Origin of the sequence: Mycolicibacterium brumae, assembly GCF_025215495.1 — a bacterium.
Taxonomy (GTDB): domain Bacteria; phylum Actinomycetota; class Actinomycetes; order Mycobacteriales; family Mycobacteriaceae; genus Mycobacterium; species Mycobacterium brumae.
Genome location: NZ_CP104302.1, coordinates 144812 through 162663, shown reverse-complemented (window position 1 = coordinate 162663; position 17852 = coordinate 144812). Strand labels below are relative to the sequence as shown.

At 71.3% G+C, this 17852-nt stretch carries 15 protein-coding genes; 9 read left to right on the top strand and 6 right to left on the bottom strand.

The genetic code is table 11. The features are described from left to right. Window positions 1–33: 33 nt before the first annotated feature. The 6 genes from L2Z93_RS00775 to L2Z93_RS00750 are packed head-to-tail and all read right to left on the bottom strand — an operon-like array spanning window position 34 to window position 8206. On the bottom strand, window positions 34–642 hold the full coding sequence (locus L2Z93_RS00775; RefSeq protein ID WP_090587109.1) for a histidine phosphatase family protein: 609 nt from the start codon (window positions 640–642) through the stop codon (window positions 34–36). Window positions 643–664: 22 nt separating this feature from the next. Further along, window positions 665–2653, bottom strand: coding sequence for an ArnT family glycosyltransferase (locus L2Z93_RS00770; protein WP_090587112.1), 1989 nt, complete (start codon window positions 2651–2653; stop codon window positions 665–667). Further along, complete coding sequence (locus tag L2Z93_RS00765) at window positions 2650–3957, bottom strand: bifunctional glycosyltransferase family 2/GtrA family protein (RefSeq protein ID WP_090587115.1); 1308 nt, start codon at window positions 3955–3957, stop codon at window positions 2650–2652. Before L2Z93_RS00765 ends, L2Z93_RS00770 begins: the two co-directional genes overlap by 4 nt. Before the next feature lie 55 nt (window positions 3958–4012). Then, a complete protein-coding gene (locus L2Z93_RS00760) occupies window positions 4013–5908 on the bottom strand; it encodes an ArnT family glycosyltransferase (protein WP_370745915.1) in 1896 nt (631 codons plus the stop codon). Window positions 5909–5961: 53 nt separating this feature from the next. Then, on the bottom strand, window positions 5962–7524 hold the full coding sequence (locus tag L2Z93_RS00755; RefSeq protein ID WP_090587121.1) for a sensor histidine kinase: 1563 nt from the start codon (window positions 7522–7524) through the stop codon (window positions 5962–5964). Continuing rightward, entirely contained in the window at window positions 7502–8206 is a 705-nt protein-coding gene (locus L2Z93_RS00750; RefSeq protein ID WP_090587124.1) for a response regulator transcription factor, read from the bottom strand. Before L2Z93_RS00750 ends, L2Z93_RS00755 begins: the two co-directional genes overlap by 23 nt. 144 nt (window positions 8207–8350) lie before the next feature. Here L2Z93_RS00750 and L2Z93_RS00745 point away from each other — a divergent pair, with 144 nt between their 5' ends. From L2Z93_RS00745 to L2Z93_RS00705, 9 genes are all read left to right on the top strand, one after another. Continuing rightward, the gene (locus tag L2Z93_RS00745) at window positions 8351–8746 is read left to right on the top strand and encodes a DUF1622 domain-containing protein (protein ID WP_090587127.1); all 396 of its coding nucleotides are present in this window, start codon (window positions 8351–8353) and stop codon (window positions 8744–8746) included. A 40-nt stretch (window positions 8747–8786) separates the two neighbouring features. Further along, a complete protein-coding gene (locus tag L2Z93_RS00740; RefSeq protein WP_090587315.1) occupies window positions 8787–9782 on the top strand; it encodes a phosphotransferase family protein in 996 nt (331 codons plus the stop codon). A gap of 11 nt (window positions 9783–9793) precedes the next feature. Then, window positions 9794–10555 carry an SDR family NAD(P)-dependent oxidoreductase gene (locus L2Z93_RS00735; protein ID WP_090587129.1) on the top strand — a complete coding sequence of 254 codons (762 nt, stop codon included), beginning with the start codon at window positions 9794–9796 and terminating at the stop codon, window positions 10553–10555. Between the two features lie 606 nt (window positions 10556–11161). Further along, a complete protein-coding gene (locus L2Z93_RS00730) occupies window positions 11162–11794 on the top strand; it encodes a class I SAM-dependent methyltransferase (protein WP_090587131.1) in 633 nt (210 codons plus the stop codon). Between the two features lie 59 nt (window positions 11795–11853). Beyond that, the gene (locus L2Z93_RS00725) at window positions 11854–12282 is read left to right on the top strand and encodes a hypothetical protein (protein ID WP_090587134.1); all 429 of its coding nucleotides are present in this window, start codon (window positions 11854–11856) and stop codon (window positions 12280–12282) included. A gap of 101 nt (window positions 12283–12383) precedes the next feature. Continuing rightward, window positions 12384–13757 (top strand): 4-aminobutyrate--2-oxoglutarate transaminase, encoded by a 1374-nt coding sequence (gene gabT / locus L2Z93_RS00720; protein WP_090587136.1) that lies wholly within the window; start codon window positions 12384–12386, stop codon window positions 13755–13757. 21 nt (window positions 13758–13778) lie between these two features. Beyond that, a complete protein-coding gene (locus L2Z93_RS00715) occupies window positions 13779–14972 on the top strand; it encodes an acyl-CoA dehydrogenase family protein (RefSeq protein ID WP_090587137.1) in 1194 nt (397 codons plus the stop codon). After that, window positions 14972–16075, top strand: a complete 1104-nt coding sequence (locus tag L2Z93_RS00710; RefSeq protein ID WP_090587140.1) for a CaiB/BaiF CoA transferase family protein — start codon at window positions 14972–14974, stop codon at window positions 16073–16075. Before L2Z93_RS00715 ends, L2Z93_RS00710 begins: the two co-directional genes overlap by 1 nt. Continuing rightward, on the top strand, window positions 16072–17583 hold the full coding sequence (locus tag L2Z93_RS00705) for a PucR family transcriptional regulator (RefSeq protein WP_090587142.1): 1512 nt from the start codon (window positions 16072–16074) through the stop codon (window positions 17581–17583). The genes L2Z93_RS00710 and L2Z93_RS00705 overlap by 4 nt, the downstream gene beginning before the upstream one ends. The last annotated feature ends 269 nt before the right edge of the window (window positions 17584–17852 follow it).

Below are 17852 nucleotides of genomic sequence, written 5' to 3'. Positions count from 1 at the left end.
GTGGCCGCTCGTGGCCACGGCCACGCAGAATCGCTAGCGGTTTTGGTTGCGGGGCAACAGATCCCAGACGTGCGCGGTTCCATTCACCTCGGCGACGCTGAACGCGCCGGAGCGTGAGCACAGCAGCCGGGTCACCGAGGCGTAGTCGATCTGGAAGGCGAGGATCCGCTCGGTGCCCAGCACGCGGTGCAGCAGCGCGTTGATGACGCCACCGTGGCTGACCACGGCGACGGTGTCGGTGTGGTCAGCCAAGCTGGTGAGGTCGGTGATCGCGTCGGCGATCCGGGACAGGAACACTGTCTCATCGACGCCAACGGGCAGCCGGCCGGCCGCGATCCGGGCCCACTGGTCCGGACGTTCGGTCCGAAGTTGTTCCAGCGGAAGGTATTCCGAATGCCCACGGTCGTACTCGGCGAGCCGCTCATCGACCTCAACGGACAGTCCGCGGCTTTCCGCCAGCGGCGCCGCGGTGGCCACCGCGCGGCGCTGCGGGCTGCTGAGCACCCGGGCGATCGGGAAGCGCTCCAGCGCCGTCGGCAGCCGATTCGCCTGCGCCACCCCGGTTTCGGACAGCTCCGGGTCGGCGCCCTGCCCGAGCTCACTGCGCTGCGGCAGGGCATGTCGGATCAGCAGCAGTTGCACCCCCCAACCCTAGCCGAGCGCGCTAGCGGGTCGGGCCCTGCAGGTCGTAGACGGACATCCCGTCGATCTGTTGCTCGGCGAAGGTGGCCTTCACCCACTCGGTGATCTTGCTCGCCGCATTGTCGCCGTCGGCCCCGAAGCCCGGGGGCGGGCCACCCGGGGCGCCGCCGAGCGAACCGGTGGAGCCGTCGCCCTGCTGCTGATCCTTGCGCCCGTCGTCGGGGCCCTTGCCGATCAGGAAGTAGCGCACTTCGCCGTCGGCGACGTAGCGCTGGAACTGCTCCAGCGTCGGGGCGTCATCGGCGCCCATGAAGCCGCCGATGGCCATCACCGCCGTGCCGGTGTTGAGCTCCATATCGCCGGCGGTCATCGAGCCGACGGTGGCCGCGGCCCACCGGTTGTCGGTGGCGCGCAGCATCGCCTCCACGGTGTCGGCCGTGCGGAACTGCCCCTCACCGGGGAACGGCCCGCCGCCGGGTCCGCCAGGACGCTCGTCGGCCCGCGCGGGACCCGACGCCGGCACCGGTCCGCCGTGCGTGACATGCGTGACGGTGGCCAGGGTGTAGGCGGCCGGCGCGGCCAGGCAGGTCAGCACGGCGGCGACGGCCAGCCCGCGGCCCCAACTGTTCGGGCGGACCAGGATGGCCAGCGCCACCGCGATGGCGGCGACCAGCACCGTCGGGCGCAGCCAGGGCTGCCAGTCCGGGGTGCGGGCCAGCAGCGCGAACGCCCACGCGCCGGTGCCGGCCACCATCACCGACAGCACCGCGCGGACCGCGGGTTCGGCTCGGCGGGACCACAGTTGGGTGGCCGACACCGCGAGCAGCCCGGCGATGCCGGGGGCCAGGGCGATGGCGTAGTACGGATGGAAGATGCCCTTCATCGCGCTGAACACCGCCGCGGTGAGCACCGTCCAGCCGCCCCACAGCAGCAGCGCGGCACGGGTCGGGTCGGTGCGCGGCGCTCGCCGGGTCAGCCACAGCCCGGCGACCAGCCCGATCAGCGCGGCCGGCAGCAACCAGGCGATCTCGCCGCCCATCGCGTCACTGAAGATGCGGCCCAGGCCGGGGCTGCCGCCGAACATATTGCGGCCCGCTCCCCCGCTGCCGTCCCCGGGGCCGGGCATCCCGGCGCCGGTGTGCGACGGGTTTCCCAGGCCGCCGAACACGCGGCCGAGTCCGTTGTAGCCGAGGGTCAGTTGCAGCAGGCTGTTGTCGGTCGACCCGCCGATGTAGGGCCGGGAGTCCGCGGGCCACAGGTCGACCAGCGCGACGTACCAGCCGGCGGAGACCACCATGGCCGCCAGCCCGGCGGCCAGCGCCCGCACCCTGCCCCAGAACGGGATCGGCGCGGCGACGAGCACCACCAGCGCCAGCGCGGGCGCGACCAGCACCGCCTGCAACAGTTTGGCCAGGAACGCGAAACCCAGTGCCACCCCGGAAAGCGCCACCCACAGGGTGGTCGCGCCATCCAGCGCGCGGATCACGCAGTAGGCCGCGGCGACCAGCAGCAGCACCAGCAGCGCGTCGGGGTTGTTGTAGCGGAACATCAGCGCCGCCACCGGGGTCAGGGCCAGGATCGCGCCGGCGAGCAGTCCGGCGACCGGGCCGCTGGTGCGCCGGACCGCGGCGTACATCAGCCACACCGAGCCGACGCCCATCAGGGCCTGCGGGGCCAGCATGCTCCACGAGTTGAAGCCGAAGATCCGCGCCGAGGCCACCATCACCCACAGCGCGGCCGGGGGTTTGTCGACGGTGATGGCGTTGCCGGAGTCCAGCGACCCGAACAGCCAGGCCTTGAGGTCCTGGGTCCCGGCCTGCACGGCGGCGGCGTAGAACTGGTTGGACCAGCCCAGGGAGTTCAACGACCACAGGTAGAGCACCGCGGTCCCGAGCAGCAGCGACGCCAGCGCCGGGGTCTGCCAACGCGGCCGCGCGTTGTGCTCGGTGGTTTCCGGATCCTGTTTCGGCGCAGGGCTATCCGAGTCTGCCCGTTCGTCGACGACGGTCACGCGTTCTCCTCCTCCGAGTGGTTGGCGTGGTTGCGGGCCGGGTGGAACACCCAGCCGCGCAGCAGCGCGAACCGGACCAGGGTGGCGATCAGGTTGGCGACGATCAGCACGCCGACTTCCACCGCTCGCGACGGATCGCTCAGCGCGTGCAGCACGGCCAGTGACCCGCTGGTCAGCCCCAGCCCGATCCCGAACACCACGAGCCCCTGCAGGTGGTGGCGGGCGATCCTGGTCCGCCCGCGCACCCCGAAGGTGAACCGGCGGTTGGCCGCGGTGTTGCCAATGGCGGTGATCAACAGGGCGACCAGGTTCGCGCCCTGCGGCCCGAGTCCGGATCGCAGCGCCAGGAACAGCAGCAGGTAGGCGACGGTGCTGGCCACCCCGACGGTGGCGAAGAAGACACCCTGACGCAGCAACGTCCCATGCCGGCCGCGTAGTCCGGCGTCGTCGGCGGGACCGAATTGGGCGGCGATCTCGGTGATCGGGATGTCCCCGACGGCGAATCCCTTGACCAGCCGGGCGACGCCCAACAGGTCGGCGATCGCGGTGCCCAGCAGGTCGACCCGGCTGTCCGGATCGTCGACCCAGTCCACCGGGACCTCGTGGATCCGCATGCCGCAGCGCTGCGCAAGCACCAGCAGTTCGGTGTCGAAGAACCACTCGTTGTCGCGCACCAGCGGCAGCAGCGCGTGCGCGGCCTCGGCCCGGATGGCCTTGAAGCCGCACTGGGCGTCGCTGAACTTCGCCGACAGCGTCGAGCGCAGGATCAGGTTGTAGCAGCGCGAGATGATTTCGCGTTTGGGCCCGCGCACCACCCGCGCGGACCGGGCGAGCCGGGTGCCGATGGCGATATCGGAGTGCCCGGAGATCAGCGGGGCCACCAGCGGCAGCAGTCCGGCCAGGTCGGTGGACAGGTCCACGTCCATGTAGGCCAGCACCGGGGCGTCGGAGTTCTCCCAGACCTGGTGCAGCGCACGGCCGCGGCCCTTCTGCTCCAGCCGCACCACCTGCACCTCGTCGATCTCGGCGGCCAGCGCGCGGGCGATCGCCGGGGTGTCGTCCGCGCTGGCGTTGTCGGCGATGGTGATCCGATAGCTGAAGCCGAACTGATCGCGCAGGTAGCTGTGCAGCCGCCGGATCGATCCGGCGAGCGCGACCTGCTCGTTGTACACCGGCACGACGACGTCGAGCACCGGGACGCCGCGCTGCGCGGCGATCCGGGCGGCGTTGGGCCGGGATGCGTTACGGCCGGCTGGTTTTTCGGCTGCGCCGCTGGTGCGCGCGCTGTCCAAGGTGGCGGTCATGAGTTCATCCTGTTTGTCAGACGTGGGCTGGCCGTGGGTGGTTGCTATGCGTGGGCTATGAGTCATGGGCCCGCAGGTCGTAGACGTCGACGCCGTCGACGGTGCGGGCCGGATAGTGCTCGGCGACCCATTCCGCGATGCGGGCGGCGGCGTCGCTGCCGCCGTGATCGCTCGGCCTGGACGTGAACCCGGAGCCGATGAAGTAGCCGATCCGGCCGTCGGCGACATAGCGCTGGAACTGCTCCAGCGTCGGGGCCGGGTCGGTGCCGTTGAAACCGCCGACGGCCAGCACCGGGGCGCCGGCGACCAGTTGGTAGCCGGCGGCGTTGTTGGATCCGATGGCCGCGGCCGCCCAGTCCCGGCCGGGCGCCGCGGCCGCCACCAGCGCGGTGAGCTCAGGGCCGGGTTCGCTGAGCGCCAGCAGTCCGCGGGCGAAGCCGCCACCACCGGCATGATCCGGCCGGTTCGACGAGCGAGGGCCGCTGGGGAAGGAGCCCGGCGGCGGGCCCCAGCCACGGTGCGCCCCGCCCGGCCCCGCCGACGGCAGCGCGCCCTGATGCGCGGTGGCGGCCGTGGCCACCGAGTAGCCGGCCGGCCCGGCCAGCGCCGCGACCAGCGCCAGCGCGACGACCAGGTTCCACCGCCGGCCGGTCCGCAACAGCAGCAGCAGCGCGGCGAGGGCCCCCGCGGCGGCTGCCGTCGGGCGCAGCCAGGACAGCCAGCCGTCGTATCCGGCGAGCAATCGCACGCTCATCCCCGCGGCGGCCAGGACGATCGCGGCCAGTGCGGCCGCGACGGGCAGTTCGCCGCGGCGGGGCCACAACACCGCGACGCCGGTGGCCAGACCGCCGCCGATCGCCGGGGCCAGCGCCACCGTGTAGTACGGGTGCACGATGCCCTGGGCGAAGCTGAACGTCAGCCCCACCACGGCCAGCCAGCCGCCCCACAGCAGCAGTGCGGCGCGGGTCCGGTCGGTGCGGGGCGCCCGCCGGGTCAGCCACAACCCGGCGACCAGCCCGATCAGCGCGGACGGCAGCAGCCAGCCGATCTGGTCGCCCATCTCGCCGGTGAGCAGCCGGGCCCATCCGGCGTCGTGATTGGGGTTGCCCAGCCCGCCGGTCTCCGCGCCGGTGATCCGGCCGACGCCGTTGTAGCCGAACGTCAGCTCCAGGATCGAATTGTGCTGGGAGCCACCGATGTACGGACGGTCCTCGACCGGCCAGCAAGTGACCAGCAGCAGGTACCAGCCGGCGGAGAGCGTCGCCGCGGCCCCGGCTGCCGCGGCGCGGCGCAACCGCGTCCGCCAAGGCAGGTCGGCGCAGCACCAGAACACCGCGGCCAGCACCGGGACCAGCAACAGTCCCTGGGCCATCTTGGCGAGGAACCCGACCCCGATCAGCGCGCCGGCCAGCGGGAACCACCAGGCGCGGGCGGCCGGGTCGAGCGCGCGCAGGGTGGCGTAGGCGGCGCCGACCATGGTGAGCACCAGCAGCGCGTCGGGGTTGTTGAACCGGAACATCAGCGCCGCGGCGGGGGTAAGCGCCAGCGCCGCGCCGGCAAGCAGCGCGGGCGCCGGTCCGCTGATCCGTCGCACCGCCGCCCACAGCAGCGCGACCGCGGCCACGCCCATCAGCGCCTGCGGGACCAGCATGCTCCACGAGTTGAAGCCGAACAGCCGCGCCGAGGCGGTCATCACCCACAGCGCGGCGGGCGTCTTGTCCACCGTGATGCCGTTGGCCGCGTCGGTGGATCCGAACAGCCAGGCGGTCAGGTTCTGCGTGCCGGCCTGCACGGCCGCCGCGTAATAGCCGTTCGCCCACCCAGAGGCGCCGAGATTCCACAGGTACAGCGCCGCCGTGCCGGCCAGCAGCACGATCAGCGCCGGGCGCTCCCAGCGCGGACGGCGCGGCGCCGGAGCGCACGGCGCGTCCGGTGGCAGCACCTCGGGGATGGCGGTCACCGATTCAGCGTGGCCCGCCAATGTGGGTGGTCGATGGACCCCGGCTATGCGTCCGCTGTGAACGGCAGGCGCACGGTGATCGCGGTGCGCCCGGGGCGGCTGTCCAGCGCGATGGTCCCGTGGTGCGCGCGCACCACGGCGGCGACGATCGCCAGGCCCAGCCCGGTGCCGCCGTCCTTGCGGGACCGCGACGAGTCGCCGCGGGCGAACCGCTCGAATACTTCGGGTTGCAGGTCGGCGGGGATGCCAGGCCCGTCGTCGACCACCGACAGCACCCCCTCGGACTCCAGCGACACCGTCACCGTCGTGCCGGGCGGGGTGTGCGTGCCGGCGTTGGCCAGCAGGTTGGCCAGCACCTGGTGCAGACGCAGCGCGTCGCCGGTGACGAGCACCGGTTCCTCGGGCAGGTCGAGGTTCCAGACGTGATCGGGGGCGGCGATGTGCGCGTCGGACACCGCGTCGACGGCCAGCGCCGACAGGTCCACCTGCTCGCGTTCCAGCGGCCGACCGGAATCCAGCCGGGCCAGCAACAGCAGGTCCTCCACCAGGTGCGTCATGCGTTCGGACTCGGAGTCCACCCGGGCGATCGCGTGCGCGACCTCCGGGGGCAGCTCATCGTGCTGGCGCCGCGCTAGTTCGGTGTAGCCGCGGATGGCGGTCAGCGGTGTGCGCAGTTCGTGGCTGGCGTCGGCGACGAACTGCCGGACCCTGGTCTCGCTGGCCTGTCGCGTGGACAGCGCGGTCGAGATGTGTTCGAGCATTCGGTTGACGGCCGAACCGACCTGTCCCACTTCGGTTTTCGGGTCCGCGTCCTGGTCGGCGACGCGGACCGGCAGGGTCACCTCGCCGCGGTCCAGCGGCAGCCCGGCGACCTGGCGGGCGGTGGCGGCCACCCGGGTCAGCGGAGCCATCGCCCGGCGGGCGATCAGCGCGCCCAGGAAGCTGGCGGTCAGCAGCGCGATGCCGGAGACCACCACGAAGATCCACAGCACCCGGAGCATGGTGGCGTCGAGGTCGGCGGTGGGCAGGCCGCTGACGGTGAGCCGGCCGAGCCGGTCGTTCTCGGCCATCACCCGGTACCCGCCGAGTCCGTCGAGGTCGACGGTGACCGGGTTGGCCCCGGGTTTCACCGCCAGCAGCTGCGCGACCGCGCCGTCGCTGATCGCCGCCCGGGTCCCGTCGGCGGTGAGCAGCCCGGCCGCCACCTGCTGCGAGCCGTTCTCCTGCTGCGACCCGTTCTCCTGCGCCGGGGCGTCCGGCGGCGCGTCCGGGGCCCGGACTTCGGAGCCGACGGCGACGGCGACCACCCCGATCGGCTGGCCGGGGGCGTCCAAGAACGCCGGCCCGGGTCCGGGCTGCTGGCCCATCTGGTGACGGATGTCCGGCCGCGGGGGCGGCAGCGCCGACAGCAGCGCCGAGCGCGCCGCGACGTCGCGGACCTGCCCGTCGAGCTGGTGGGTCAGGTAGCCGCGCAGCGCCAGTTCGGTGCCGACGCCGATGACCACGCAGACCAGCGCCAGCAGCAGCACCTGGGTGGCGAGCAGCCGGGTGCGCAGCGACCACGTGCCGGGCCGCCAGCGTCGATCATGAGGGAGGCTTGAGCACATATCCGGCCCCGCGCAGGGTGTGGATCATCGGTTCGCGGCCGTTGTCGATCTTCTTACGCAGATACGAGATGTACAGCTCGACGATGTTGGACCGCCCGCCGAAGTCGTAGCTCCACACCCGGTCCAGGATCTGCGCCTTGGACAGCACCCGGCGCGAATTGCGCATCATGAACCGCAGCAACTCGAATTCGGTTGAGGTCAAGGTGATCTGGTCGCCGGCTCGTGTCACCTCGTGGCTGTCCTCGTCGAGCACCAGGTCGCCGACGACGATCTGCGCCCCGCTGTCCTCGGCGCTGACGCCTGCGCGGCGCAGCAGCGCGCGCAGCCGCAGCACCACCTCTTCCAGGGAGAACGGTTTGGTGACGTAGTCGTCGCCGCCCGCGGTCAAGCCCGCGATCCGGTCCTCCAGCGCGTCCTTGGCGGTCAGCAGCAACACCGGCAGGCCGGGGTGCTGGGCCCGAAGCCGGCTGAGCACTTCCAGCCCACCCATATCGGGCAGCATCAGGTCGAGCACCACGGCGTCGGGCCGGACGGCGCGGGCCGCGCTGATCGCCGACTGCCCGTCGGCGGCGGTGGTGACATCCCAGCCTTCGTAGCGCAGCGCCATCGCGACCATCTCGGCCAGCACGGACTCGTCGTCGACGACGAGCACGCCGATCGGGGTCCCGTCGGCGCGGCGCATATCCACCCGTTCAGTTCTGGCCGGCATGGTCCTCCAGTATTCGCGCCGCGATGGGACAACCCTGTGTCGATGCTATGCGCTGGCTGTGAGACGCCCGCCGGCCTTTCGCCGTCCCGCGCGCACGGAGTTGATTACCGTGAGGCGATGCAGATCCAGCAGTGGGCCGAAATCTCCGCGCAGGCCATCGAACTCGCCGGCGTGGGGGTCATCGCCCTCGGCGCCGCGCTGGCCGCCGGATTGGCGATCGGCCGGATGGTCCGTCGCACCGGGGACGCCTACGTGATGTTTCGCCGGCAACTCGGCCGGGCGATCCTGCTCGGGCTGGAGTTCCTGGTCGCCGCCGACATCATTCGCACCGTGGCGGTGGAGCCGACCATGCAGAACGTCGGCGTGCTGGCCTGCATCGTGCTGATCCGGACGTTCCTGAGTTGGTCGTTGGAGCTGGAGATCTCCGGTCGTTGGCCGTGGCAGAAACCGGCCGAGGAGGACGGCGCGGCCGCGGGCGCCAACCCCGCCCCACCGCGACCAACCAACGGGTAGGTTGAGCGGCGTGGAGGAACTCGACAAGGTCGCCGACTGGATGACGCGCCAGGGCCTGGGCGACGGTTCGGTCACCGATGTCACCGAGATCACCGGCGGCACGCAGAACATCCTGATCCGCTTCCGCCGCGACGGCCGGGACTACGTCTTCCGCCGCGGGCCGCGACATCTGCGCCCGGTCAGCAACAAGGTCATCCTCCGGGAGACCCGGGTGCTGGCCGCCCTCGCCGGCAGCGACGTGCCGCACCCGCGGCTGATCGCCGCGTGCGACGACACCTCGGTGCTCGGCGACGCGGTTTTCTATCTGATGGAGCCGATCGACGGCTTCAACGCCGGCCAGGGGCTGCCGCCGCTGCACGCCGGGTCCCAGGAGATCCAGCACGGCATGGGGTTGTCGATGGCGTCGTCGCTGGCGAAGCTGCACGCCGTCGACTACCGGGCAGTGGGCCTCGATGGGTTCGGCAAGCCCGACGGCTTCCTGGAGCGGCAGGTGCCGCGCTGGAGCGCGGAGCTGGAATCCTATGCGGCACTGGACAATTACGATGGGCACAACATTCCCGGCGTCGACGAGTTGGCCGCCTGGCTGCGGGAACGGGTGCCCGCGCACTGGTCGCCGGGGATCATGCACGGCGACTATCACGCCGGCAACGTGATGTTCTCCCCCACCGGCCCCGAACTGGTCGCGATCGTGGACTGGGAGATGTGCACCATCGGCGATCCGCTGCTAGATCTGGGCTGGCTGCTCGCGACCTGGCCGATCCCGGGATCGGACACCGTGCTGGGCAATCCGCTGATGGCCGCGCCCGGGCTACCCAGCGCCGACGAACTCGTCGCCGAATACGCCGGCAACACCAGCCGGGATCTGTCGGAGTTGCAGTGGTACACCGCGATGGCCTGCTTCAAATCCGGGGTGATCCTGGAGGGCTCCAACGCCCGCGCCGCCGGCGGCCAGGCGTCCCGCGAGGTCGGCGACTACCTGCACCGCGCCGCGCTGCTGCTGTTCGAACGTGGCGTCCACGTCATCAACACCAACTGAAGGAGCCCGGTATGAGCGTGAAAGACCTGTTCGACCTCGACGACAAGGTCGTCCTGGTGACAGGCGCCTCGGCCGGGCTCGGCGTGGCGTTCGCCCGGGCGTTCGCCGAGGCCGGCGCCGACCTGGTGCTCGGCGCGCGCCGCGTCGACAAGCTCGCCGACACCGTCGAGCTGGTCGAGGCGTCCGGCCGTCGGGCCCTGGCCGTGCTCACCGACGTCGCCGATCCGGCGCAGTGCCAGGGGATGGTGGACGCGGCGATGGAGGTGTTCGGCCACGTCGACGTGTTGATCAACAACGCCGGCATCGGCACCGCGGTCCCCGCGACCCGCGAGACGGTGCAGGAGTTCGAGACCGTCATCGACATCAACCTCAACGGCTCGTACTGGATGGCGCAAGCCTGCGGACGGGTGATGCAGCCCGGTAGCTCGATCATCAACATCTCCTCGATCCTGGGCATCACCACCGCCGGGTTGCCGCAGGCCGCCTACGCGGCGTCCAAAGCCGGGATCATCGGGCTGACCCGGGACCTGGCCCAGCAGTGGGGTTCGCGCAAGGGCATTCGGGTGAACGCGCTGGCGCCGGGCTTCTTCAAGTCCGAGATGACCGACAACTACCTGCCGGGCTACCTGGATTCGCAGCTGCCGCGGGTGCTGCTCGGTCGCACCGGCGAACCGGCCGAGTTGGCGGCGACCGCGGTCTGGCTGGCGTCGGCGGCCGGCGGGTATGTCACCGGGCAGACCATTGCCGTCGACGGAGGTATCACCGTCACGTAGCCGGGTTCGACGAGCGAGGAACGAGGCCCGGCTCATAAGGGCAGTCGAGGCCGGGCGGGGCGCGGGCTGGCGAGCGGTGGCTGTCCGGCAGGGCGTCGGGGTCGATGAGCGCGCGGGCGGGTGGCTGTCCGAGCGGGAACCATCGAGTGAGAATCCAGGGATGTCTCTGAGACATGACGGCGGGGTGGCCCATCGACTGAGATCTCTGGGATGCATTTGAGACATGAGGTAGGTCAGTGAGACGCCGCGGCGGCGGTTCTCCGTCGTGTGGAACACCAGGGCGGTTTTGCGTCTTGTGGCCGCCACCACGTTCCATTCGACGCAGAGCGGCCGCCCTCAGCTCTCACTCGCATCCGTGGTTTCTCACAAGCGTGCCTGGTTTCTCAGTGAACCGCCCCGGGTTTGATGCATGCCTTCTTGAACCGCCACCAGTTCTCACTAGCGTGCCTGACTTCTCACTCGATGCGGCCCTCGACGCCATCGGCACGCGGCAACGGACTCGCGGCCACCGACGCCCGACGCTCCGTCGTCATCGGCCTCCGTAGCCGGCGCCCGTGATCATCAGCCGGTACCCCGCACCCGGTACCCGGGGGTACCGTCGTCGTCATGACGTCAGTGCAACGCCGCGCGTTCAACGACGCGGTCACCGGGTTCTGGAGTGTGGCCGCTCCGCTGTACAACATCCCGTTCCTGCAGCGCTGGATGTACCAGCCGGCCCAGGACGAGGTGATCGCGGTGCTGCGCGAGCACGGCGCCCGGCGGATCGCCGACATCGCCTGCGGCACCGGCATCCTGGCCGACCGGATCCAGCGCGAGCTGGACACCGAGGCCGTCTACGGCGTCGATATGGCCGAGGGCATGCTCAAGCAGGCCCGGTCCCGGTCGTCGGCGGTGAAGTGGCTGACCGGTCCGGCCGAGGCGCTGCCGTTCGAGGACGGCGCGCTGGACGCGGTGGTCACCACCTCGGCGTTCCACTTCTTCGACCAGCCCGCCGCGCTCGCCGACTTCCACCGGGTGCTGGCCCCGGGCGGGGTCGCGGCGGTGACGACATTCGCGCCGCAAGGCGCCTGGGCGAAGCTGATCAACAGCGCCGAGTCCGCCGCGCACATGCCGCCGCCGGAGGAGATGCGCGAGCTGTTCAGCGGGGCCGGGTTCACCGTCGCCGACCAGCATCGGGTCAAGCGCCCGGACTGGATCCAGCCGTTCGCCGACATGATCACCGTCGGCGTCAAGGGTTGAGCGACTCTCGAGTTTCGCCCCTTCGCGCCGCACGGGTCGCCGGGCACACTGGATGGTGGGTGTTCGTCGTCGCCCTGCTGATGGCGCGGATTCCGTTCGTGACCATGCCGCGCCGCTACGCCGACTATGTGGACGCCGACGCGAACACGTGGAGCGAAAACCTGCTCATCGCGGATTCCGACCCCGGCCTGGGCGCCGACGGGTGGTTCGCCGTGATGGCCCTCGCCGGTTTGGCGGTGACGCTGGTCGCGGCCGTGGCCGAGTCGGTATTGGCGCGCCGGTGGGCATTCGGGGTCGCCAATGTGGTGGTTCCCGTCGTCGCCGCGGCCGTGTTCCTACTCGCGGGCCGGCGGATGGACTGGGCGCCGGAGCCCTGGTCACCGCTTCAGGTTTTCGCGCTGTTCATGACGGGTGTGGCGATCCGCGAGGTGTGGAGCCGGGGGTTCGCCCCTAAGCACGCCCGGCCGACGGACCGGGCCGCGACGTAATTTCCGTTTCGGACACTTATGAGCCAATGATTGTCCAGAATGGATATGGGCCGGGATCCCTGCCGCCCATAGGCTGGCCACAATCCCACCGAAAGGCCACCATGACAGCGCTCAACACCGCGGCGCTCAACACCGCGATCGGCGGCCCGACGCTGCGCCAGGAGCGCCGGCTGGTCACCGAGGTGCCCGGCCCCGGCAGCGTCGAGCTGGCCGCCCGGCGCGCCGCGGCGCTGCCCGCCGGCCTGGTCAGCGGCAACCCGATCTACGCCGCCGCGGCCGGCGGCGGGGTGCTGCTCGACGTGGACGGCAATTCGTTCATCGACCTCGGCAGCGGGATCGCGGTCACCACCGTCGGAAACGCCGCCGACGCGGTGGTGGCCCGCGCCGCCGAGCAACTCGCCCGGTTCACCCACACCTGCTTCCTGGCCACCCCGTACGAGCCGTATCTCGCGGTCGCCGAGACGCTGAACCGGATCACCCCCGGCGATCACGAGAAGCGCACCGCGCTGTTCAACACCGGCGCCGAGGCGGTGGAGAACGCCGTCAAGTACGCCCGCGCCGCCACCGGCCGGCCCGCGGTGGTGGTCTTCGACCACAGCTTCCACGGCCGCACCATGCTGGCCATGACGATGACGTCGAAGACCCAGCCGTATAAGCACGGCTTCGGCCCGTTCGCCCCCGAGGTGTACCGGGCGCCGATGGCGTACCCGTACCGCTGGCCGTCGGGCCCGCAGCACTGCGCCGCAGAGGCCATGCAGCAGTTCGCCCAGTTGATCGACTCCCAGATCGGGGCCGATCAGGTGGCCTGCGTGGTCGTCGAACCAATCCAGGGCGAAGGCGGGTTCATCGTGCCGGCCCCGGGATTTCTGACCTCGGTCGCCGAGTTCTGCCGCGAGCGCGGCATCCTGCTGGTCGCCGACGAGGTGCAGTCCGGCATCGCCCGCACCGGAACGTGGTTCGCCAGCGAGCACGACGGGCTGGTCCCCGACCTGATCGTCAGCGCCAAGGGACTGGCCGGCGGGCTGCCGCTGGCCGCCGTCACCGGCCGCGCCGAGGTGATGGACGCCGCCCCGACCGGCGGGATCGGCGGCACCTACAGCGGCAATCCGGTGGCCTGCGCCGCCGCGCTGGGGGTGTTCGAGGAGATCGAGACCCACAATCTGCTGGAGCGGGCCCGCGCCATCGGCGACCTGATGGTCCGCGAACTGCGCGACATCGCCTCGGCCACCGGTGTGATCGGCGAGATCCGCGGCCGCGGCGCGATGGTCGCCGCCGAACTCGTCGTGCCCGGTGGGCGCGCGCCGAACCGGGACGCCGCCGTCGCCGTCGGCCACCACTGCCGCAACAACGGCGTGCTGACGCTGTCCGCCGGAACGCACGGCAATGTGCTGCGTTTCCTGCCCCCGCTGTCCATCTCCGACTACCTGCTCATCGACGGCTTCGGCGTGCTGCGCGACGCCTTCGCAACCCTCTAAGCCAACCCAAGGAGCCCACCCATGACCGCCACCGACTCCCGGCCCGCCGCCAAGACCTACACCCCGCTCGGGTTGTTCGACACCAACCGGCTACTCGACGACGACGAACGCGATATCGCCGCCACCGTGCGCGCGTTCGTCGACGCAAAACTCAAACCGAACGTCGAGGGCTGGTTCGAATCCGCCACGCTGCCACGCGAACTCGCCAAGGAGTTCGGCAACCTCGGGGTGCTGGGCATGCACCTGGACGGCTACGGCTGTGCCGGCGTCAACGCCGTCAGCTACGGGCTGGCCTGCATGGAGCTCGAGGCCGGCGACAGCGGGTTCCGCAGCTTCGTCTCGGTGCAGGGCTCACTGTCGATGTTCTCCATCTACCGCTACGGCTCCGAAGAGCAGAAGCAGGAGTGGCTGCCGCGGCTGGCCGCCGGCGACGCGATCGGCTGCTTCGGGCTGACCGAACCGGACTTCGGCTCCAACCCGGCCGGGATGCGCACCCGGGCCCGCCGAGATGGCGGCGACTGGGTCCTCAACGGAACCAAGATGTGGATCACCAACGGCAACCTCGCCGATGTGGCGACGGTGTGGGCGCAGACCGACGACGGCATCCGCGGTTTCCTGGTGCCCACCGACACCCCGGGCTTCACCGCCAACGAGATCCACCGCAAGCTGTCGCTGCGCGCGTCGGTCACCTCGGAGCTGGTGCTCGACAATGTGCGGCTGCCGGCGTCGGCGCAGCTGCCGGAGGCGGTCGGTCTGGGCGCGCCGCTGTCCTGCCTGAACGAGGCCCGGTTCGGAATCGTGTTCGGATCGCTTGGCGCGGCGCGTGATTCGCTGGAGACCGCGATCGCGTATGCCGGCGCCCGGGAAGTGTTCGACAAGCCACTGACCGCCTACCAGCTGACCCAGGAGAAGCTGGCCAATATGACGTTGGAGCTCGGCAAGGGTCTGCTGCTGGCCATTCACCTGGGCCGGATCAAGGACGCCGAGGGGGTGCGCCCCGAGCAGGTCAGCCTGGGCAAGCTCAACAACGTCCGCGAGTCGCTGGCGATCGCCCGGGAGTGCCGAACCCTGTTGGGCGGCAGCGGGATCACGCTGGAGTACTCCCCGCTGCGGCACGCCAACAACCTGGAGTCGGTGCTGACCTACGAGGGCACCTCGGAGATGCACCTGCTGGCCATCGGGAAGGCGCTGACCGGCCAGGCGGCGTTCCGGTAATGACACCCGGAGCGTTGGACGGGATCACCGTCGTCGACTTCTCCCGGGTGCTCGCCGGTCCGTACGCCACCATGATGCTCGGCGATTTCGGGGCCGAGGTGATCAAGATCGAACGGCCCGGCGCCGGCGACGACACCCGCGCGTGGGGACCGCCGTACGACTCCGCCGGGGTGGCGACGTATTTCAACGCGGTGAACCGGAACAAGCGCTCGGTCGCCCTGGATCTGACCGATCCCGAGGATGTGGCCCGGGCCCGGGACCTGGTCGCCCGGGCCGACATCGTGGTGGAGAACTTCCGGCCCGGCGCCATGGAGCGCCTCGGGCTGGGCTACGACGACCTGAAGGCGATCCGGCCCGACGTCATCTACTGCTCGATCACCGGTTTCGGCCGCGACGGCGGAGCGGCGCTGCCCGGCTACGACCTGCTGGTGCAGGCCGTCGGCGGGCTGATGAGCGTGACCGGCCCGGAACCGGGCCAGCCCACCAAGGCCGGCGTCGCGCTGGTCGATGTGCTGGCCGGATTGCACGCGCTGGCAGGCATCCTGGCGGCGCTGGCCCACCGCGACCGCACCGGGGAGGGACAGCGGGTGGACACCAACCTGTTCTCGGTGTTGCTGTCGTCCCTGGTCAATCAGGCCTCGGGCTATCTGGGCGCCGGGGTGATCCCGACCATCATGGGCAACCGGCACCCCAGCATCGCGCCGTACCAGACGTTCGACACCGCCGACCGGCCGATCGCGGTGGCGGTCGGCAACGACAAACAGTTCGCCGCGTTCGCCGCGGTGATCGGCGCGCCCGAACTGGCCGAGGATCCGCGGTTTCTCAGCAACCCGGCGCGGGTGGCGAATCGGGATGCGTTGTGCGTCGTGATCGAGTCGGCGCTGACCGCGCACGGCGCCGACCACTGGCACCGCGAGCTGGGCGCCGCCGGGGTGCCGGCCGGCCCGATCAATGATCTGGCCGAGGCGTTCGCGTTCGCCGAGCAGCTCGGCATCGCGGCGACGGTCCCGGTTCCCGGCAGCTCCACCCCGCAGGTGGCGAACCCGATCGACCTTTCGGCGACCCCGGTCAGCTACCGCAGCGCGCCGCCACCCCTGTCGTGAGCATCACCGTCCGGCGGCTCGCCCTACACGCCGACCTGGGCCTGACCCTGGTCGCCGGTCGGGAGAACGCCGGCCGGGCAATCAGCTGGGCGCACCCGATCGAGTTGGCCGATCCGACCCCCTACCTGTTCGGCGGCGAACTGGTGATGACCACCGGCCTGAAGGTCGCCGACTCCGACGACGAGCAGTTCGAATACGTCCGCCGGCTGTCCGGGGCGAACGTCGCCGCGCTGGCGTTCAGCACCGGCCAGTCCTACCGCCGGGTGCCGGACGGAATCATCCGCGCCGCAGACGCTTTCGGCCTGCCGGTGCTGTCGGTGCCCGCGCCCACCCCGTTCATCGCGATCACCCGCGCGGTGATCGACGAGATCAACGCCGAGCAGGTGCGGGAGGTGCGGCGGGTGGTCACCCAGCAAGAGATCCTGGCGCGGGAGACGCTGCGCGGCGGCGTCCCCGCGGTGGTCGCCGCGCTGAGCCGGCTGCTGTCGGCGACCGCGGTGGTGCTCGACCCGGAGGGACGCGCCCTGGCCGCCGCCGGGGCCGACCCGGACCGGGTGGCCGCCCTGGGCGCGGATCAGATCGCGGCCGTCGCGAACCGGTCCCGCGGCCCGACGGCCCGGGTGGTCGCCGACGGCGACGGCTACTGCCTGCTGCAGCCGCTTCGGGTGACCGAAGCGGTCCGCGGCTGGCTGACGGTGCGCACCGCCGGGTCACCGGCCAGCACGGATCGGCTGCTGGTGGCGCACGCCGTCGCGCTGATCTGCATCGAGCTGGAGAAACCGGACCGGGTCCTCGACACCGAGACCCGGCTGCGGGACGCGGTCACCCGCACGCTGCTGCGCACACCGGAGGCGGTCGAGCCGGCGGTGCTGCGCTACTTCGGTTTCGACCCCGACGGCGAGGTGACGGTGCTGGCCCTCACCGACGCCGGCCCCGCGCTACCCGCCGCCGAACAGGCGCGTAAAGCGCTGTCCGACACCGCGATCCCGTTCCTGATGTGCGGCGACGGAGATGATCTGGTGGTCGTGCTGCCGGCCGCCGAGGCCGCGTGCGCGGACCGGCTGCGCCGCGATATGACCGCCCAGTTGCAGCGGCCGGTGGGTGCCGGGGTCAGTGCGGCGCAGCCCGTCGGCCGGCTCGGCGCCGCGCTGACCCAGGCCCGCACCGCGGCCCTGGCCGGCGGGCCGGGGACACTGTCGCGGTTCGGCCGGCTCGGCACGTTCGGGGTGCTGCTGGGTTCGCGCAGCGACGCCGAACTGCGGCTGATCGCCGCCGCGCTGGACCCGCTCGACGAGGCTCTGGCCGCGACTCTGGCCGGCTACCTGGAGCACAACGGGCACGTCGAGAACGCCGCCGCGGAGCTCGGGGTGCACCGGCACACCATGCGCAACCGGCTGGCCCGGATCACCGAGACGCTCGGCACGGATCTGGCGTCGGCCGACACCCGCGCGCAGCTGTGGCTGGCGCTGCGGGCCCGCGAGGTGCTGGCGCTGCGCGCGGACTGCTAACCCGGCTGAGGCGGGCTAGGTGACGTCCGGATGTGCGCCGGTGAGTTCGAGATCTCCCCGAGCGTGCATTGACGGTCATGCCTGAGCGCGAGCGGCCAACTACGGCACGTTTTCCTTCGCGAGGGGCCAGGTAGCGCACGTTTTCCTGCTCCAGCGTCCACCTACAGCACGAGCGTCCACCTATGTGCACAACACCCCAGGACCGCCCGGTCTTAAGCGGACACCATGGAGCCCTCGAGCACTACCGGGCCGCTCGCCGCGATTATCGT